Genomic DNA, 18,771 nt, shown 5'->3' with positions numbered 1-18,771 from the left:
GGAGGTGACTATGATTGCCAGCAAATTCGGTATCGGCCAGCAGGTCCGCCATTCCCTGTTAGGTTACCTCGGAGTGGTCGTGGATATCGACCCGGAATATTCGCTTGTTGACCCGTCACCTGATGAGTTGGCGGTAAACGACGAACTTCGCGCCGCTCCCTGGTATCACGTGGTGATGGAAGACGATAATGGCCTGCCAGTACATACGTATCTGGCTGAAGCACAGTTGAGTAGTGAGCTACAAGAAGAACATCCAGAGCAACCGTCGATGGATGAACTGGCACGGACAATCCGTAAACAGCTCCAGGCCCCACGCCTGCGCAACTGACAACATTTCTCCGGCCTACGACAAACACCGTTGTAGGCCGGATATACAATGCGCCATCCGGCAACAGTACAACCTTACTTCGCCAGTCCCAGTCTGGGGATTTCAATCGCCGGGCAACGATCCATTACTACCGCCAGGCCCGCATCGCGCGCCAGCACGGCAGCCTGTTCATTAATCACGCCAAGCTGCATCCACAAGGTCTTCGCGCCAATAGCAATAGCCTCCTGTGCGACTCCCCATGCTGCTTCTGAGTTTCTAAAGACATCCACCATATCCACTTTCTCTGGTACGTCTGCCAGCGTCGCATAGCCCTGCTGTCCCAGCAGCGTCTTCCCGGCAACCTTAGGAGACACGGGGATAACGTGATAGCCCTGATCAAGTAAATACTTCATTACCCGATAGCTCGGGCGATCGGGTTTATCGCTTGCTCCTACCAGCGCAATCGTACGGGTAGATGTCAAAATGCCAGCAATATCGGTCTCTTTCATCGTATTCCTCCAGGCTGTTTTGCAAAGTGTACGACAAACCTGACGTCGCAACCATTCATCCCATACTGGCGCATGAGAGCTAAACTGGAAAATATGTCTATATGTTAGTAAACATGATTGTCGAAAAATTTAGATACATCTTATGCAGATCATTTTCTGGACAGGAGAACCTTATGAAAACCGGCATTGTGACAGCCCTGATTGCTCTGCTTTTGCCGGTAACCGTTTGTGCGACCTCTTTGCGCCTGTCTAATGATATTGACCTTCTGGTGCTGGACGGAAAAAAGGTGTCCAGCTCTTTACTGCGCGGTGCCGACAGTATTGAGCTGGAGAATGGTCGGCATCAGCTTGTCTTTCGCGTTGAGAAAACGATTCGTCTCTCCAGCCATGAAGAACGTCTGTATATTTCTCCTCCGCTGGTCATCAGTTTTGATACTCAGTTGGTTAGTCAGGTCAATTTTCATCTCCCCCGTCTTAACAACGAACGTGACGCGACGCATTTCGATGACGCTCCGCGTGTGGAACTATTAGATGGCGATTCCATGCCCATTCCGGTCAAGCTGGATATTTTGTCGATTACCTCATCGGCAAAAATCGTGGATTACGAACTCGAGACTGAACGCTATAACAAATCGTCTAAGCACGCTTCACTCCCACAATTTGCCACTATGATGGCAGATGACAGCGCATTGCTCTCGGGAGTCTCTGAACTGGATCGGGTGCCGCCGCAGTCGCAGACACTCACCGAACAGCGTTTGAAATACTGGTTTGGGCAGGCCGATGCGCAAACACGAAGTAATTTTCTGCAATGGGCAGAGAAACAGCCGCCCTCGTGACATTTATGTTCACCTACGCATTTTTTTTGTCTTTCTCTTGCAGCGTCAAGAGCTTCCAGTACTCTGTAGTGAGGTTAACTTGGGAGCTGTACTATGGAACTGACGACTCGCACTTTACCGGCGCGTAAGCATATTGCGCTGGTTGCACATGATCACTGTAAACAGATGCTGATGAGCTGGGTAGAACGCCACCAGCCATTGTTAGAAAAGCATGTCCTCTATGCGACAGGCACGACAGGAAATCTCATTCAACGCGCGACCGGTATGGATGTCAACGCCATGCTCAGCGGTCCAATGGGTGGCGATCAGCAGGTCGGTGCCCTGATCTCTGAAGGGAAAATTGATGTGCTGATCTTCTTCTGGGATCCACTCAACGCCGTGCCTCATGATCCGGATGTTAAAGCCCTTCTGCGCCTGGCCACAGTTTGGAATATTCCGGTTGCCACCAACGTATCTACCGCCGATTTTATTATCCAGTCACCAAACTTCAGCGATGCGACGGACATACTGATCCCGGATTACGCCCGTTATCTGGCTGAGCGCCTCAAATAATCGTCAGACAGGCGGCGGTAGCCGCCTGTTCTTCAGGGTTTTCTCGCTACCGGGACATCCAGTTGTTTTAGTTCATCAACAAAACAAGATGGCGCGTCTTTATTAAACAGCAACCACACCCGATGCCGGGCACGTGTAAGTGCCACGTAGAGCAACCTTCTCTCTTCTGCATCCGGAAAATCCTCGACCATTGGCAGTAATGCTTCTTCCATAATCGACTCACGGGCCGGGGCCGGAAAACCATCGTTGCCATCATGAAGCCCAACGACAATGACATAATCCGCCTGCTGTCCTTTACTGGCATGAATAGTCATAAAATCCAGCTGTAGTTTGGGCCAGCGGGTCGCTGCTTTCTCAAGACTGGCAGGTTTAAGGTGGTGATATCGCGCCAGCACCAGTATGCGTTCTTCTGCTTTCGCAAAGCCGGATAGCTTATCCAATAGCGCATCCAGCTGACTTTCATCGAGCAGAGTGACGGCTTTTCTGTCGCCAGTTGCCAGGCTATTGAGCGGTTTCTTAAGCTGATGCGGGTTTTGTTGGATAAACCGATTGGCTATCTCGCCAATACGGCTATTAAAACGGTATGTCGTATCCAGATCGCAGCGATCGCCCTCACCAAAGTGTTGCCGGAAGGCAGTAGTCAACGAAAGTTGTGCACCACTGAAACGGTAAATGGCCTGCCAGTCATCGCCCACGGCAAATAGCGTGGTCTGTGAGTTTTGCTTGCGCAATGCGGCTAACAGGGCGGCGCGCTGTGGGGAGATATCCTGAAATTCATCAACCAGGATGTGCTTCCAGGGGCTGATAAAGCGCCCTTTCTCCAGAATGACAATCGCCTGATGGATCAATCCTGAAAAATCGACGGCATTCTCTTCTTTCAGAGCGCTTTTCCAGGCCTTGAGCAACGGTGCCATCAGCTTTATACGTTTGCTGAACAGATCGCGGATCGCCTCCGGCGCATTGGCGATCATCTCCGCCTGTGCTCCACCATGCATACGCATCAGGCTAACCCAGCGATCCAGCCGTGAGACCAGGCGACGCTGTAATTTTTCATCGTCCCAAAAATTGCCTTCTGGCACGGACCACTGCATCTCTTCTTCCAACCACTGTCGCCAGCCTTTAGCCTGTGCTTTTTTCTCGCTGCACTGCTGACGCCATGTGGCGAGAAACAGTTTATTTCTGGCGGCAGTATCATTTTCGAGTTTGCTGACTGTCGGGACTTTTTTGCTACCCTGTTGAATAATATGCAACGCCAGTGAATGAAACGTCCGCGCAGTGACGTCTTGCGTCTGCAGCCGTTCGCGAATGCGTTCATCCATTTCCTGAGCGGCTTTGCGACCAAACGCCAGCAGCAAGATTTGTTCAGCAGCCGCTTCTCCCCGCGCCAGCAACCAGCCCGCACGCGCAACCAGAACGGATGTCTTGCCACTTCCTGCACCCGCAAGCACCAATAGCGACTGCTCGCCATTCACCACCGCACGCGCCTGGGCTGGATTCAGCGGTGAGGACTCAATCTTCTGGAAAAACTCGGTATGCTCCGCCAGCATCGCATCGGTATATGCCTGGTTATGCTGCAAACGACACGCTTCAATGTCCTGCAGCCACGCCTGGCACTGATGCAATGCCTCACGACAATGATCAAATTCTTCCAGCCGGTTGACCGGCAGGGGCAACGCGTCAAAAGCACGGCGGATCTGTTGTTGCAATCCGGATGTTTGGCTCCGCGTCAGCCATTTGTTTTCCCCTGTACGCGCGGCAATCGCATCCAACTGTTCCTGTAGCACCCCTGCTGCAACGTCACTCATCTCCTGGCTCCACTGTTGCCAGAGCATGCTCAGATGATGATGGAAACGCTGGGTTTCCGCCCATTCAGTGCCGTGAAGGCGTACAACTTTATCATCAGAAAGCACAAATTCCAGTTCGCCCCATACCAGGCCCCTTTTACAATGGATAGCCAGTAACTGATTGAATGGAATAAGATACTCATGACGGTCGCCGGAGACTTTAATGCCGGCATTGAGAATAACGGCCCGATCGTAAGGGTGTTGCGCCAGACGTTTTCCCAGAGAAGTTGCTTTCAGTTCCATAAGACTTACGCGGATCCACACGAAGAGGTTTGCTTATCAGTGTAACCGCCAGAGAAAACGTGCTCCAGCCCAAAAAAACGTTACAATTGCCAAATTCACAGAAAACCAGAGTTAACCGAGGGTTTATGCGTACTGTTCTGAATATTTTAAATTTTGTGCTTGGGGGATTCGCCACCACCTTAGCCTGGTTACTGGCGACGTTAGTCAGTATCGTGCTTATCTTCACACTACCCTTGACCCGCTCCTGCTGGGAAATCACACGCTTGTCGCTGTTCCCCTACGGTAATGAAGCGATTCACGTTGATGAACTCAACCCAGCGGGTAAAAACGTGCTTCTGAATACCGGCGGTACGCTGCTCAACATTTTCTGGCTGATTTTCTTCGGCTGGTGGCTGTGCCTGATGCATATTGTTTCCGGTATTGCCCAGTGCATTACGATTATTGGTATTCCGGTAGGTATTGCGAACTTTAAAATCGCCGCAATTGCACTCTGGCCCGTTGGTCGTCGCGTGGTTTCAGTCGAAGTTGCCCGTGCCGCACGCGAAGCCAACGCGCGTCGTCGCTTTGAATAATCGGAACTGATGGCCTTTATGTTAAGTCCACTGCTTAAACGCTATACCTGGAACAGCACCTGGCTATACTACGTGCGAATTTTTATCGCACTTTGCGGTACTACGGCGCTGCCGTGGTGGCTGGGTGACGTCAAACTGACCATCCCGCTAACGCTGGGTATGGTTGCTGCCGCGCTGACCGATCTGGACGATCGGCTCGCGGGTCGTCTGCGCAATTTGATCATTACACTGATCTGCTTTTTTATTGCCTCGGCCTCCGTCGAATTGCTCTTCCCCTGGCCGTGGCTTTTCGCGATTGGTTTAACGCTTTCCACCAGCGGCTTTATTTTGCTGGGAGGCTTAGGTCAGCGTTATGCGACCATCGCTTTTGGTGCATTACTGATCGCCATTTACACCATGCTGGGCACATCACTTTACGATCAGTGGTACCAGCAACCGATCCTGCTGCTTGCTGGCGCCATCTGGTATAACCTTCTGACGCTTATCGGTCACCTTCTGTTCCCGATTCGTCCACTGCAGGACAATCTGGCGCGCAGCTACGAACAGCTGGCACACTACCTGGAGCTGAAATCCCGCCTTTTTGATCCCGACATCGAAGACGAAAGCCAGGCCCCCTTGTATGACTTAGCGCTGGCCAATGGGCAACTGATGGCGACGTTGAACCAAACAAAAATATCATTACTCACCCGTCTGCGCGGTGACCGTGGACAGCGAGGTACCCGCCGCACACTGCATTACTATTTTGTCGCGCAGGATATTCACGAACGCGCAAGTTCCTCACATATTCAGTACCAGACGCTACGCGACCATTTCCGTCACAGCGATGTGATGTTTCGTTTCCAGCGATTAATGTCGATGCAGGGACAAGCCTGTACACAACTGTCTCGCTGCATTTTGCTACGCACCCCTTACCAGCACGATGCACACTTTGAGCGCGTCTTTACACATATCGATGCCGCCCTTGAGCGCATGCGTGCAAGCGGTGCCCCTGCAGATCTGCTCAATACGCTGGGATTCTTACTATCAAACCTGCGGGCTATCGATGCGCAACTCGCCACCATTGAGTCTGAGCAGGCCCAGGTACTCTCGCGCAATGAGTCAGAAAATCAGCTTGCCGATGATAGTCCGCATGGATTCAGTGATATCTGGCTGCGTCTGAGTCGCAATTTTACGCCGGAGTCGGCGCTGTTTCGTCACGCGGTTCGCATGTCGCTGGTGCTCTGCGTCGGGTACGCCATTATCCAGATAACGGGTATGAACCATGGCTACTGGATCCTGCTGACCAGCCTGTTTGTCTGCCAGCCCAACTACAACGCCACACGACATCGTCTGGCGTTAAGGATTATCGGCACATTAGTTGGGATAGCGATTGGGTTGCCCATCCTGTGGTTCGTCCCATCTCTGGAAGGGCAATTAATACTGCTGGTGATCACTGGCGTGCTCTTTTTCGCTTTCCGCAATGTTCAGTACGCGCATGCAACAATGTTTATCACGTTGCTCGTATTGCTGTGCTTTAACCTGCTTGGAGAAGGGTTTGAAGTCGCACTGCCGCGCGTCATCGATACGCTGATAGGTTGTGCCATCGCATGGGCAGCCGTCAGTTTCATCTGGCCAGACTGGCGTTTTCGCAACCTGCCACGGGTGATTGAACGGGCGACCGATGCAAACTGTCGTTACCTTGACGCCATTCTCGAACAATATCATCAGGGGCGAGACAATCGTCTGGCATACCGTATTGCACGCCGTGATGCGCATAATCGTGATGCGGAGCTGGCATCCGTGGTGTCGAATATGTCGAGTGAACCGGATGTCACCGCCCAAACGCGCGAAACGGCATTCCGCTTGCTGTGCCTCAACCATACCTTTACCAGTTATATTTCGGCGCTGGGCGCACACCGTGAACAGTTAACCAACCCGGACGTTCTGGCATTACTGGACGATGCCGTTTGCTATGTTGATGATGCACTGCACCATCAACCCGCTGACGAGCAGCGCGTATACCAGGCGCTTGAAGGACTGAAGCAACGGATTCAGCATCTCGAACCACGCCCGGACAGTAAAGAACCGCTGGTCGTACAGCAAGTTGGCCTATTGATAGCACTACTACCAGAAATCAGACGATTACAGCAGCAAATTGCTGCATTGCCGTCTAGTACACCGGTTCAGGCGTAAGAGAACTCACCCACTCCACAAGCTCCTGGCGACGAATCGCCGGGAGCGCCGCCTCATGAATCCCCCCAATCGCGCCTTCAAGGGCATAGAGTATTTTCACCGTCAGGGCGGGATTAACCTGTCGCAGTTTCAACCAGCACATTTTTGCCCCCAACATGCGTAATGTGCTTTCATCTTTTATACCTGCTTCATTCAGCAGAGTTTCCAGATGAAATGTCATGTTCGGCAGTCCACGCAGGCGATGCTGTGCAAAACGACTTTGTTTTTCTTTTAACGCCGCATCCAGTGAATACCGTGATAGCGACACCAGTTGTTGCTGGTTTTGCCACAGCGTATCGTTCACCTGATAATAATTGAGCACCACCGGACGTCCACGTTTTATAAATGTCAGCCAGACAGGGGAATGTTTTACACAGTACGGCGCGCTCTGTTCACAGGCCCGAAGATATAACTCGCCACTGGCGACCATAGCAAATACCGTGTCGTCAACTGTCAGGCTATAACCACCAAACAGCGATCGATAACGAATAGTCCCCAATGACGCCAGATATTCTTGTGATTTATAGATCCTTGCATAAGAAAGTTTTTTCATAAAAATCCTTTTAAATCATAACGTAATAAAATGATTTGCAGTAGCGGATCCGTTAATGACGAAAATAGGCAACTTATTCGCAAGGGGCAAGATGAATTTTGTTTTTCCCATAACAACAACCAAAAACTGCGAACCTGTTTCAGAAAATAAGGTTGATCTTTGGTGATAGCAGGGTTACTGTATATCCATACAGTAACTCACAGGGCTGGATTGATTATGTACACTTCAGGCTACGCAAATCGTTCTTCGTCGTTCTCTTCCGCATCAAGCAAAATTGCGCGCGTGTCGTCAGAGCACACTACCGCTGGGCTTATCAGTGAAGTGGTCTATCGCGAGGACCAGCCCATGATGACGCAACTCCTGCTTCTTCCTCTGCTTCAGCAATTAGGTCAACAGTCGCGCTGGCAGCTCTGGCTGACGCCTCAACAAAAACTGAGCCGCGAGTGGGTGCAGTCGGCCGGGCTCCCATTGACGAAAGTCATGCAAATTAGCCAACTCTCTCCCTGCCATACGCTGGAATCAATGGTCCGTGCGCTACGCACAGGGAATTACAGTGTGGTTATCGGCTGGCTGACGGAAGAATTAACAGAAGATGAACATGCAGAACTGGTGAAAGCGGCAGATGAGGGAAACGCAATGGGATTTATCATGCGTCCTGTACGCGCTCAGACACTTGCGGGGAGACACCATTCCGGGCTAAAAATTCACTCGAATTTGTATCATTGAGTAAAATTAGGAATTATCCTGGAATTTTTTTTCACCCTCAAATTCAGCTTTGAGCTTTAACACATTTTTGGTGAGAACGCCTGTGTGAAGCGGTTTCCGCGATAGTGGCTGTACAATTAATCATCCATAAATGTTAAATATTGTGTATACAAGCCTTTTTTTTTCATATGCCTGACGGAGTTCACACTTGTAAGTTTTCGAGTACGTTGTAGACTTTACATCGCCAGGGGTGCTCGGCTTAAGCCGCAGATATCGGTAGAGTAACTATTGAACTGGTCCCCGGGTGAAGGATTTAACCGTGTTATCTCTCTGGAGATATTCATGGCGAATTTTGGATGATAACGAGGCGCATAAAATGAAAAAGACAGCTATCGCAATTGCAGTGGCACTGGCTGGTTTCGCTACCGTGGCGCAGGCCGCTCCGAAAGATAACACCTGGTATACTGGTGCTAAACTGGGTTGGTCCCAGTTCCATGACATCGGCAACAATCAGATCAACAACAACGGACCGACCCACGAAAGCCAACTGGGTGCTGGTGCGTTCGGTGGTTACCAGGTTAACCCGTACGTTGGTTTTGAAATGGGTTACGACTGGTTAGGTCGTATGCCGTACAAAGGCAACACTGAAAATGGCGCATTCAAAGCTCAGGGCGTTCAGCTGACCGCTAAACTGGGTTACCCAATCACTGACGATCTGGACGTTTATACCCGTCTGGGTGGTATGGTTTGGCGTGCAGATGCTAAAAACAACGACGGCTTCAAAGACCACGACACTGGTGTATCCCCAGTATTCGCTGGCGGCGTAGAGTATGCAATTACTCCTGAAATCGCTACCCGTCTGGAATACCAGTGGACTAACAACATCGGTGACGCGAACACCGTTGGTGGTCGTCCAGACAACGGTCTGTTGAGCGTTGGTGTTTCTTACCGTTTCGGCCAGCAGGAAGAAGCAGCTCCGGTAGTTGCTCCGGCTCCGGCTCCGGCTCCAGAAGTACAGACCAAACACTTCACTCTGAAGTCTGACGTTCTGTTCAACTTCAACAAAGCGACTCTGAAACCAGAAGGCCAGCAGGCTCTGGATCAGATGTACAGCCAGCTGAGCAACCTGGATCCGAAAGACGGTTCCGTCGTTGTTCTGGGCTTCACTGACCGCATCGGTTCTGACGCTTACAACCAGGGTCTGTCTGAGAAACGTGCTCAGTCCGTTGTTGATTACCTGATCTCTAAAGGTATCCCTTCTGACAAAATCTCCGCACGTGGTATGGGCGAATCCAACCCGGTTACTGGCAACACCTGTGACAACGTGAAAGCTCGCGCTGCACTGATCGACTGCCTGGCTCCGGATCGTCGTGTTGAGATCGAAGTTAAAGGTATCAAAGACGTTGTAACTCAGCCTCAGGCTTAAGTTATCGTCTTATAAAAAAACCCCGCCTGGCGGGGTTTTTTTACCTGCATATCATTCAAAAACACAGGTACGCTCCATATTGACGTTACCCGTTCCCTACTCTTTACCCAGTAACGCCTGAAGATCCTGCTTCAATGTCGACATCTTGTTCGCATACTTTTCTTTATGCTCCGCATCTTCAATCAACTGCACAATCGTTTCTGAGAGCGTTTTACCACGTCGCTGCGCAAGCCCGGCTAAACGCTGCCAGACCATAAACTCCAGATCGATCGATTTCTTACGCGTATGTTGATGTTCTGCATTAAAGTGCCGCTTACGCCTCGCCCGGATCGTTTGCTTCATGCGATTGAGCAGTGCTGGGTTCATGTATTCTTCAATCCAGGCGTTGACCCGAACCGGTTCATTTTCGAGGGTTAGCAACAAATCAACGGCTTCTTTGGCAGCACTGGCTTCCACATAGCGGGTAATCAACTCCCCCTCGCGATGCTTCTTCACCAGGTACTTCCATTTCCATCCGCTTTCAAGATTTTCAAGTTGTTGATATTTCATTGCGATCTCAATGTTACCGTGTAACTCTTATCAGAATATCAGCTTTTTGGGCATCTGAAGAAAAGAATATCCAGCCTGTGAACTGTCGCGCGTCATCACATCCGTTTAGCGGTGCTTTCCACGTGTGCAGTGCTGATGGTTACGGTATAATCTCGTTTTTTACAACAGACTAAAAAACATCAACTTTGACCATTACGAAACTTGCATGGCGTGATCTGGTTCCTGATACCGACAGCTATCAGGAAATATTTGCACAGCCGCACGTCACTGACGACACCGATACCTTACTCAGTGATACTCAGCCACGTTTACAATTCGCGCTAGAGCAGCTTCTTCAGCACTGGGCTACGTCCTCGTTTATGCTGGTGAAAGCGCCCGAAGAGCTGGAGTATCTCAATCTTATTGCAACGGCTGCACGTACCTTGCATACGGATGCCGATAGGTTAACCGGGGGGCATTACGATGTATCCGGCCACACTATTCGTTACCGCGCAGCGGAGAAAGCAGACGACAACTTTGCAACGTTAACTCAGGTGGTTAATGCGGACTGGGTTGAGGCCGAACAGCTGTTTGGCTGTCTGCGCCAGTTCAATGGCGAAATTACGCTGCAACCGGGACTGGTCCATCAGGCCAACGGCGGTGTGCTGGTTATCTCATTGCGCACACTTCTGGCTCAGCCGTTGTTGTGGATGCGCCTGAAAGCCATTGTCAGCCACGAGCGTTTTGACTGGGTGGCCTTTGACGAGTCTCGCCCTCTGCCAGTCACCGTCCCTTCTATGCCGCTTAAACTGAAAGTGGTATTGGTCGGCGAACGTGAATCACTGGCTGACTTCCAGGAAATGGAACCAGAACTGGCAGAACAGGCTATCTACAGCGAATTTGAAGATAACTTGCAGATAGTGGATGCCGAAACCATGACACAGTGGTGTCAGTGGGTAACGCATACTGCCCGACGCAACAATTTGCCCTATCCCGCTGCCGATGCATGGCAGGTTCTCATCCGTGAAGCCGTTCGCTACACCGGCGAACAGGACACGCTGCCGCTTAATCCGCTCTGGATCACTCGCCAGTTCAAAGAAGTGTCCCCTCTTTGCGACAGTGATACCTGCACTGCGGAGCAATTGAGTCTGATGCTTGCTCAACGTGAGTGGCGAGAAGGATTCCTCTCTGAACGGATGCAGGATGAGATCCTGCAAGAGCAGATCCTCATTGAAACGGAAGGCGAGCGTATTGGGCAAATAAACGCCCTGTCGGTGATTGAATTTCCAGGTCATCCCCGCGCGTTTGGTGAACCTTCACGTATCAGTTGCGTCGTGCATATTGGCGATGGCGAATTTACCGATATTGAACGTAAAGCAGAGTTGGGCGGAAATATTCATGCCAAAGGTATGATGATTATGCAGGCGTTCCTGATGTCGGAACTCCAGCTTGAACAGCAAATACCGTTCTCTGCCTCTCTGACATTTGAGCAATCATACAGTGAAGTAGACGGTGACAGCGCCTCAATGGCAGAACTGTGTGCGCTGATCAGCGCCCTCGCTGACGTTCCTGTCAATCAAAGCATCGCGATAACCGGTTCTGTCGATCAGTTTGGTCGTGCTCAACCTGTCGGCGGTCTGAATGAGAAAATTGAAGGCTTCTTTGCCATCTGCCAGCAGCGCGAATTAACGGGGACTCAGGGGGTGATTATCCCTACAGCCAACGTCAGGCATCTGAGCCTGCCACCCGCACTGCTGCAGGCAGTTGAAGAAGAAAAATTCACTATCTGGGCAGTAGACGACGTAACCGATGCGCTGCCACTGCTATTAAATTTGGTGTGGGATGGCGAAGGTCAGACGACGCTGATGCAAACTATCCAGGAGCGTATTGCTGCGGCAACGCAACAGGAAGGCCGTCATCGTTTTCCATGGCCGCTACGTTGGCTGAATTGGATTATTCCGAACTGATCGGACTTGTTCAGCGTACACGTGTTAGCTATCCTGCGTGCTTCAATAAAATAAGGCTTACAGAGAACATGGTAGATAAACGCGAATCCTATACAAAAGAAGACCTTCTTGCCTCTGGTCGCGGTGAGCTGTTTGGTGCTAAAGGCCCACAACTGCCAGCACCAAGCATGCTGATGATGGATCGTGTCATCAAGATGACCGAAACCGGCGGCAACTTTGACAAAGGTTATGTGGAAGCTGAACTGGACATCAACCCGGACCTGTGGTTCTTCGGATGCCATTTTATCGGCGATCCGGTAATGCCAGGTTGCCTGGGTCTGGATGCCATGTGGCAGCTGGTTGGATTCTATCTCGGCTGGTTGGGCGGCGAAGGTAAAGGCCGTGCGCTGGGCGTGGGCGAAGTGAAATTCACAGGTCAGGTTCTGCCGACCGCGAAGAAAGTCACCTACCGCATTCACTTCAAACGCATCGTTAACCGCCGCCTGATCATGGGTCTGGCTGATGGTGAAGTGCTGGTTGATGGTCGTCTGATCTACACCGCAAATGATCTGAAAGTGGGTCTGTTCCAGGACACCTCGGCGTTCTAATTGCAGACATCTGTAGATCTGGTGTGCGACATGGCCGAATGACCGCGTACGTTAATTTGCCGGACTACAAAAGGCGAAACCTCCGCTCTGCGGAGGTTTCTTTTATCTAAAGAGACAGAATCAGGCCATTAAAACCCTATCCCCCATGGCTTCTCGCCAGCCTCCCAGCCAGTATGACCTCTGATTCAGCGTCTGATAGGGACACATTTCTTTTGAGCGTCCGGCAATGCCGGCCTGATATCCACGTTGATGTGCCCGTTCCAGGCGATCTCGTTTTTGTCTCTTCATGCCTCGTTTCCCTCATTTTTGGGTCTGGTGGAAAAGAAAACAGTGATTACTAAGTGTGCAATCACACTAAACGAATACCCCTAAACATCAGGCTCGTCAATGCGCAAAATTCACGCCAGTGTCATATTTGTGAGCTAGCTGGTAAATCATTTGTACAAAAATTCTCTGTCAGAACAGCTACCTCAACCACTAAAAAAATAAAAAAACCGCCTCTGACAATGAGCCTGAGGCGGCATAATTTACAATTATTTAAGCTTATGGAATGCGTTTCAGCTCTTGTGCGATTGCCGTCGCTTCCTGACTCCAGGCGCTGGCCAGAACTTTCACCATTTCATCGTAGCCATCCTGCGTCTGTACAACTTCGATATGGAACGGACGCTTGATTAATTGCCCCTGGTGATTAAGCAGCCATTCACCGCTGACAATCACTTTGCCATCGTAACGTCCGTGAAAGCCTGTCACCGTCACGTTAAGCGTATCCTGGGTGCTTCCCAACGGTTGAGATGCAACCACCCAGCCAGGAAGTTGCATACTGAGATTTGCGACAAGGGTATTACGCAACTGCTGATCCAGTGGGCTGGCCCAGAGATTGTTATTCGCTATTACATACTTCACATCACTGGTCTGGTACACCACACCATTCCCCGCCAGGTAATCAGGTACTGCAACCTGTTCAACCCACAGCAGGCGGTTGCCCTGATTAGCTGAACTTTGTACCCCCCCTTGCGCAATGGGGAGCTGATAATAGCTTTTATTCTCTCCGCTGGAGCTGCATGACGTCAGCCAGACCGCCATCATCACCACTAGCCACTTTTTCATTGTTTCGCCCTCTTCGGCTCTGGATCTTTTTTGTCCTTCGCTTCAAACACCAGCGCGTTGCTCTTGTCGTTCAGCGTTTTCAGAACCGGCTGCAGCTCACGCAGTACCTGATCAAGACGCTGCATATCTGCCACCATCTTGTTGTAGGCCGCAGAACCCGGCTGGAAGCCCTGCATGCTGCGATTCAGTTCACGCAACGTATTCTGCATATCCGCAGGAAGCTGCTGCATCGACTGGCTGGACGTGATCTTATTCATGTTATCCAGCGTAGTTTGCAGATGCTTCATCGTGCGCTGGCTTTCCGACAGCGTATTGGTTGCCTGCTCAATCATCGGGTTCAGCGGTAGACTATTAATCTTATCCAACGCTTCCATCAGACGCTGCTGAATCTGCGCCAGACCGCCGCTCACTGTCGGAATAATTTGATAACCATTAAACTCGCGCACTCCTGTAATTGGCGGCTCTTTCGGGTAAAAGTCGAGATCGACATACAGCGCGCCGGTCACCAGGTTCCCCGTCTTCAATGACCCTCTCAGTCCACGTTTGAGCAACTCAGCAAGATGAGCCCCCACATCGGTGTCTTCACCCAACTGCGCTTTCAGCCGTTCAGGTTCGATACGCACCAGAACAGGAATGCGGTAATCGTTGTTAAATACCTGGCGCATATTTGGCGCAAAGAAAGGCACTTTACTTACGGTACCCAGGCGTATGCCACGGAACTCCAACGGCGCCCCCGGCTGCAGACCACGAATTGAGTCCTTGAAGAACATCAGGTAATCAATGTGATCGGTATACAAGGAATCCTGAATACTTTTTTGATCGTCATACAGATTAAAAGAGGAGTGCTGTTCAACCGGTTGGCCTTGTTCCAGCCCTTCCGGTACGTCAAAGCTGACTCCGCCGCCAAACAGCGTGGTGAGCGAGCCCATTTCCACTCGCATACCCGCCGAAGTGAGATCGACGGCAATACCGCTGTCCTTCCAGAAACGGACATTACTGGTTACCAGTCGATCGTTTGGCGCATTGATGAAAAGCTGGTAACTGATCGTACGTTTTTGCGCATCAAACGTACTGGTCTCAACCGAGCCCACGCGATATCCACGGAACAGAACCGGGTCACCCGGACTCAATTGTCCTGCTTTTTTACTGTCCAGGATCACGCGGATCCCTTTTGCATCAGGCGGTGCCAGCGGTGGAGAATCGAGCAATTGGTAATTTTCCAGCTTGCTGCCTTTATTACCGGGTTGCAGCTCAATATATGCCCCGGACAACAGCGTTCCCAGGCCACTGATACCTTCACGTCCCACTTGCGGCTTCACCACCCAAAAGACCGAATCTTTATGCAGCAGCTTTTCCATCCCGGAATTGAGACGTGCTTTAATTTCCACATGGGTCAAATCATCCGTCAGGGTAGCGCTTTCAACCACGCCGACATCCACACTACGGCTTTTAATCGTCGTTTTACCCCCTTCAATACCTTCGGCATTGGTCGTAATCAACGTGACTTCCGGCCCCTGATGGCTGTAGTGGTAAAACAGAACCCATGCGCCAATGAGTGCAGTGACGATCGGAAATATCCACACGGGCGACCAGTTTTTTACCTTCTGCACTTTGGCTTCCCCACTTTTAGATTCCATGCTGTCAGGACTCCTCATGGCCTGGTTCTGGTTCACGGTCCCACGACAGACGTGGATCAAACGTCATCGCAGAAAACATTGTCATAATGACGACTAAAGCAAACATCAAAGCACCCATTGCAGGATAAATGTTCATCAACCCTCCCATACGCACCAGCGCTGAGAGCACCGCAATAACAAAAACGTCGATCATTGACCAGCGACCGACAAATTCCACCACCTCATAAATCAGGTGCATACGTTCGCTGTCGCGTTTGCCATGCCCTTTGGCATCCCAGCATAGCCAGGCGATAGCGATCATTTTCAACGTCGGCACCAGAATACTGGCGATAAAGATAACCGCAGCCACAGGATAAGAACCTTCGCTCCAGATTAAAACCACACCCTCAAGGATGGTTGACGGCAGCTTTGACCCGAGCAAATCGGTGATCATAATCGGCAGAATATTGGCGGGAAGATAAAGCATGATCGACGTGAACAGTAATGCCAGTGTCCATTGCAAACTGTTTTTACGACGCACATAGCCTTTCGTTTGACAGCGCGGACACACCAACTCTTCAGCCGGAAGAATAGCTGTGCAACAGGAGCAGGAACGCAATCCTTGCCGGATACCGGGTACACCTGGCGTTAAGACCTGTTTGATAGCCGGCATCGGCGCAATATCATCCCACAGCCAGCGACGATCAACACACTGGAATGCGCGTAGCTGGAGAAGGCAAAAGAAGCACCACGGGATGAAACTACTGCCCACACCGATATCGCCATAGGCCATGAGCTTAACAAAACTGACCAGCACGCCCGCGAGGAAGATTTCCGCCATTCCCCAGCTTTTTAACTGGAACAAGACGCGCGCTAACCGCGCTTTGAGCCGCCCCGGCATCTCAACCCGATTCACCAGCAGTAAAATAGTCAGCAGGCAAAAAGCGGGAACCAGTTGCACGAAGAGCAAAAAGAAAGTGCCGAGACTGGCATAGTCTTCCGAAAAAAGAACACTGGGGATTTCCAGCAACGTCACTTCGCTGCTCACCCCTGCGACATTCATATTCACAAAGGGAAACAGGTTGGACAAAAGCAGCATAAAAAGTGCCGCTAAAACATAGGCGGTGGGACGCTGCCTTGGTGCGTCCCATTCAACAGTTAACGTAGTGCCACATCGTGGACATGCCGCTTTCTGACCATGCTCAAGGCGAGGAAGCGCCACCAGCATGTCACACTGCGAGCACAAAATATGCTTCGCGGCATGGTGATGTTCGCACATATGTGCTCCTTTAATTATGCGCCATTCTTTAAAGACTCAAGATACTCCCAGCGCTCAAAGGCTTGCTCAAGTTCTTGTTCCGCTTCGTTCAGATTAGCTAATACCTGCTGCGTTTGCTCATGCGGTTGACTGAAAAATGAGGCATCAGCCACCTGAGCTTGTAATGTTTCCAGCTTAGCTTCCAACGATTCCAGCAATGCAGGAAGCTGCTCCAGTTCGCGCTGTAGTTTATAGCTTAGTTTGCTTGTGCCGCGTTTTACAATTTCTGCTTTAGGTGCAACAGTTTCCTCAGTTTTTTTCTCAACGGGTTGTTTTAACGCCACATACTGTGTTTGTTGGCCACGTGCGTCATGATAACCGCCCACATAACGACCAATCTTGCCGCCACCTTCAAAAATCCAGCACTCGGTAACCGTATTGTCAACAAACTGACGGTCGTGGCTTACCAGCAATACGGTCCCCTGATAACCGTCAATCAACTCTTCGAGCAGTTCCAGCGTTTCGACGTCGAGATCGTTGGTGGGTTCATCGAGAATCAAGAGGTTGCTGGGTTTCAGGAAAAGACGCGCCAACAGCAGGCGGTTGCGTTCCCCGCCAGACAATGCACGTACCGGCGTCATCGCGCGTTTCGGATGGAACAGGAAGTCCTGAAGATAGCCCAGCACATGGCGCGGCTTACCGTTCACCATCACCTCTTGCTTACCTTCGGCAAGGTTATCCATCACGGTTTTATCCGGATCCAGTTCAGCACGGTGCTGGTCGAAATAGGCAACTTCCAGCTTGGTCCCGACGTGGATGCGACCACTGTCAGCCTGCAATTGTCCCAGCATCAGCTTAAGCAGCGTCGTTTTGCCGCAGCCGTTAGGTCCAATTAAGGCAATTTTGTCGCTGCGCTGCACCTGCGCGGAGAAATCTTTTACCAGTTGCTTCCCGTCAACCTGGTAATCAACATTCTCCATTTCGAAGACAATCTTGCCTGAGCGGCTCGCTTCTTCAACCTGCATCTTCGCCGTACCCATCACTTCACGACGCTCACCGCGCTCCCGACGCATGGCCTTCAGCGCACGCACACGACCTTCATTGCGGGTACGACGCGCCTTAATACCCTGACGGATCCAGACTTCTTCCTGCGCCAGTTTGCGGTCAAACTCCGCATTCTGTAGCTCTTCTACCCGCAGCGCTTCTTCTTTTTCCAGCAGGTACTGATCGTAATTACCCGGATAGGTCACCAGCTTGCCGCGATCGAGATCGACAATGCGCGTTGCCATATTGCGAATAAACGAACGGTCGTGGGAGATAAAAATGATCGTGCCGTTAAAGGTTTTCAGGAACCCTTCCAGCCAGTCGATGGTTTCAATATCCAGGTGGTTGGTCGGTTCATCCAGCAGCAATATGCGCGGATTGCTGACTAACGCCCGGCCCAGCGCGGCTTTACGCAGCCAGCCGCCGGAAAGCGATGCCAGCTCCATGTCTGGCTCCAGCCCAAGCTGTTCAAGTACTTCGTTGATACGGCTTTCCAGCTGCCACAGATTGTGGTGATCCAGCTGTTCCTGAACCTTCGCCAGTTCCTGCAGGTTTTTATCACTCGGATCGGTGATCACCAGATGCGAGATATCGTGGTAACGCTTGAGATACACCGCCTGCTCTGCAATGCCTTCCGCAACGAAATCATATACGCTGCCTTCGACATTGCGCGGCGGATCCTGTTGCAGACGCGCTACAATCAGATCCTGCTCATAAATAATACGCCCGTCGTCAAGACCCTGCTCACGGTTCAGGATCTTCATCAGCGTCGATTTGCCCGCACCGTTACGGCCTACCAGACAGACGCGTTCGTTATCCTCGATATGCAATTCTGCATTATCAAGAAGTGGCGCATCGCTGAACGACAGCCATGCACCATGCATACTGATCAATGACATTTATTTT

The 18,771-nt window shown here is 51.1% G+C and carries 18 protein-coding genes; 9 read left to right on the top strand and 9 right to left on the bottom strand.

Going from position 1 to position 18,771, the window contains the following annotated elements; genetic code table 11:
- The first annotated feature begins 10 nt into the window (after positions 1 to 10).
- Complete coding sequence (hspQ, locus tag NNO03_RS09055) at positions 11 to 328, top strand: heat shock protein HspQ (RefSeq protein WP_271449338.1); 318 nt, start codon at positions 11 to 13, stop codon at positions 326 to 328.
- Between the two features lie 74 nt (positions 329 to 402).
- Here hspQ and NNO03_RS09050 read toward each other — a convergent pair whose 3' ends face one another.
- The gene (locus tag NNO03_RS09050) at positions 403 to 816 is read right to left on the bottom strand and encodes a CoA-binding protein (protein ID WP_006685217.1); all 414 of its coding nucleotides are present in this window, start codon (positions 814 to 816) and stop codon (positions 403 to 405) included.
- 173 nt (positions 817 to 989) lie between these two features.
- On the opposite strand from NNO03_RS09050, the gene NNO03_RS09045 reads away from it, so the two are divergent.
- Complete coding sequence (locus NNO03_RS09045) at positions 990 to 1,652, top strand: DUF2057 family protein (protein WP_271442099.1); 663 nt, start codon at positions 990 to 992, stop codon at positions 1,650 to 1,652.
- Between the two features lie 93 nt (positions 1,653 to 1,745).
- Positions 1,746 to 2,204, top strand: coding sequence for a methylglyoxal synthase (gene mgsA, locus NNO03_RS09040; protein ID WP_137382855.1), 459 nt, complete (start codon positions 1,746 to 1,748; stop codon positions 2,202 to 2,204).
- Positions 2,205 to 2,236: 32 nt separating this feature from the next.
- On the opposite strand, the gene helD is transcribed toward mgsA, so the two are convergent.
- A complete protein-coding gene (gene helD / locus NNO03_RS09035; RefSeq protein ID WP_271449337.1) occupies positions 2,237 to 4,291 on the bottom strand; it encodes a DNA helicase IV in 2,055 nt (684 codons plus the stop codon).
- 125 nt (positions 4,292 to 4,416) lie between these two features.
- Here helD and NNO03_RS09030 point away from each other — a divergent pair, with 125 nt between their 5' ends.
- Positions 4,417 to 4,863 carry a YccF domain-containing protein gene (locus tag NNO03_RS09030; RefSeq protein ID WP_005123514.1) on the top strand — a complete coding sequence of 149 codons (447 nt, stop codon included), beginning with the start codon at positions 4,417 to 4,419 and terminating at the stop codon, positions 4,861 to 4,863.
- 18 nt (positions 4,864 to 4,881) lie between these two features.
- Entirely contained in the window at positions 4,882 to 7,035 is a 2,154-nt protein-coding gene (yccS, locus tag NNO03_RS09025; protein WP_271449336.1) for a YccS family putative transporter, read from the top strand.
- Here yccS and NNO03_RS09020 read toward each other — a convergent pair.
- Positions 7,013 to 7,627, bottom strand: coding sequence for a TfoX/Sxy family DNA transformation protein (locus tag NNO03_RS09020; protein WP_271449335.1), 615 nt, complete (start codon positions 7,625 to 7,627; stop codon positions 7,013 to 7,015). The two genes, yccS and NNO03_RS09020, sit on opposite strands and share 23 nt — an antisense overlap.
- A gap of 216 nt (positions 7,628 to 7,843) precedes the next feature.
- On the opposite strand from NNO03_RS09020, the gene sulA reads away from it, so the two are divergent.
- Together sulA and ompA are read left to right on the top strand one after the other, a co-directional pair.
- The gene (sulA, locus tag NNO03_RS09015; RefSeq protein ID WP_271442103.1) at positions 7,844 to 8,353 is read left to right on the top strand and encodes an SOS-induced cell division inhibitor SulA; all 510 of its coding nucleotides are present in this window, start codon (positions 7,844 to 7,846) and stop codon (positions 8,351 to 8,353) included.
- A gap of 355 nt (positions 8,354 to 8,708) precedes the next feature.
- Positions 8,709 to 9,758, top strand: a complete 1,050-nt coding sequence (gene ompA, locus NNO03_RS09010) for a porin OmpA (protein WP_048212110.1) — start codon at positions 8,709 to 8,711, stop codon at positions 9,756 to 9,758.
- Positions 9,759 to 9,854: 96 nt separating this feature from the next.
- Here the strand turns inward: ompA and matP are convergent, their stop codons facing one another.
- Positions 9,855 to 10,307, bottom strand: a complete 453-nt coding sequence (matP, locus tag NNO03_RS09005; RefSeq protein WP_005123520.1) for a macrodomain Ter protein MatP — start codon at positions 10,305 to 10,307, stop codon at positions 9,855 to 9,857.
- A gap of 185 nt (positions 10,308 to 10,492) precedes the next feature.
- Here matP and NNO03_RS09000 point away from each other — a divergent pair, with 185 nt between their 5' ends.
- Both NNO03_RS09000 and fabA read left to right on the top strand, forming a co-directional pair.
- Positions 10,493 to 12,253: a Lon protease family protein gene (locus tag NNO03_RS09000; RefSeq protein WP_271449334.1), complete on the top strand. Its 1,761-nt coding sequence runs from the start codon at positions 10,493 to 10,495 to the stop codon at positions 12,251 to 12,253.
- Positions 12,254 to 12,321: 68 nt separating this feature from the next.
- Positions 12,322 to 12,840, top strand: coding sequence for a bifunctional 3-hydroxydecanoyl-ACP dehydratase/trans-2-decenoyl-ACP isomerase (fabA, locus tag NNO03_RS08995; protein WP_003035875.1), 519 nt, complete (start codon positions 12,322 to 12,324; stop codon positions 12,838 to 12,840).
- A gap of 120 nt (positions 12,841 to 12,960) precedes the next feature.
- On the opposite strand, the gene rmf is transcribed toward fabA, so the two are convergent.
- The 5 genes from rmf to NNO03_RS08970 form a co-directional block, all read right to left on the bottom strand.
- The gene (rmf, locus tag NNO03_RS08990) at positions 12,961 to 13,128 is read right to left on the bottom strand and encodes a ribosome modulation factor (RefSeq protein ID WP_003035871.1); all 168 of its coding nucleotides are present in this window, start codon (positions 13,126 to 13,128) and stop codon (positions 12,961 to 12,963) included.
- A gap of 255 nt (positions 13,129 to 13,383) precedes the next feature.
- The gene (gene pqiC / locus NNO03_RS08985; RefSeq protein WP_137382849.1) at positions 13,384 to 13,947 is read right to left on the bottom strand and encodes a membrane integrity-associated transporter subunit PqiC; all 564 of its coding nucleotides are present in this window, start codon (positions 13,945 to 13,947) and stop codon (positions 13,384 to 13,386) included.
- Positions 13,944 to 15,584, bottom strand: coding sequence for an intermembrane transport protein PqiB (pqiB, locus tag NNO03_RS08980; RefSeq protein WP_137382848.1), 1,641 nt, complete (start codon positions 15,582 to 15,584; stop codon positions 13,944 to 13,946). Before pqiB ends, pqiC begins: the two co-directional genes overlap by 4 nt.
- 4 nt (positions 15,585 to 15,588) lie before the next feature.
- Positions 15,589 to 16,842, bottom strand: coding sequence for a membrane integrity-associated transporter subunit PqiA (pqiA, locus tag NNO03_RS08975; RefSeq protein WP_271449333.1), 1,254 nt, complete (start codon positions 16,840 to 16,842; stop codon positions 15,589 to 15,591).
- A 14-nt stretch (positions 16,843 to 16,856) separates the two neighbouring features.
- A complete protein-coding gene (locus NNO03_RS08970; RefSeq protein WP_271449332.1) occupies positions 16,857 to 18,764 on the bottom strand; it encodes an ABC transporter ATP-binding protein in 1,908 nt (635 codons plus the stop codon).
- Positions 18,765 to 18,771: the final 7 nt, after the last annotated feature.

It is taken from the genome of Citrobacter sp. Igbk 16, from assembly GCF_028069755.1.
Taxonomy (GTDB): domain Bacteria; phylum Pseudomonadota; class Gammaproteobacteria; order Enterobacterales; family Enterobacteriaceae; genus Citrobacter.
The sequence above is the reverse complement of the archived record's forward strand: the minus strand, read 5'-3'. Positions and strand labels throughout refer to the sequence as shown.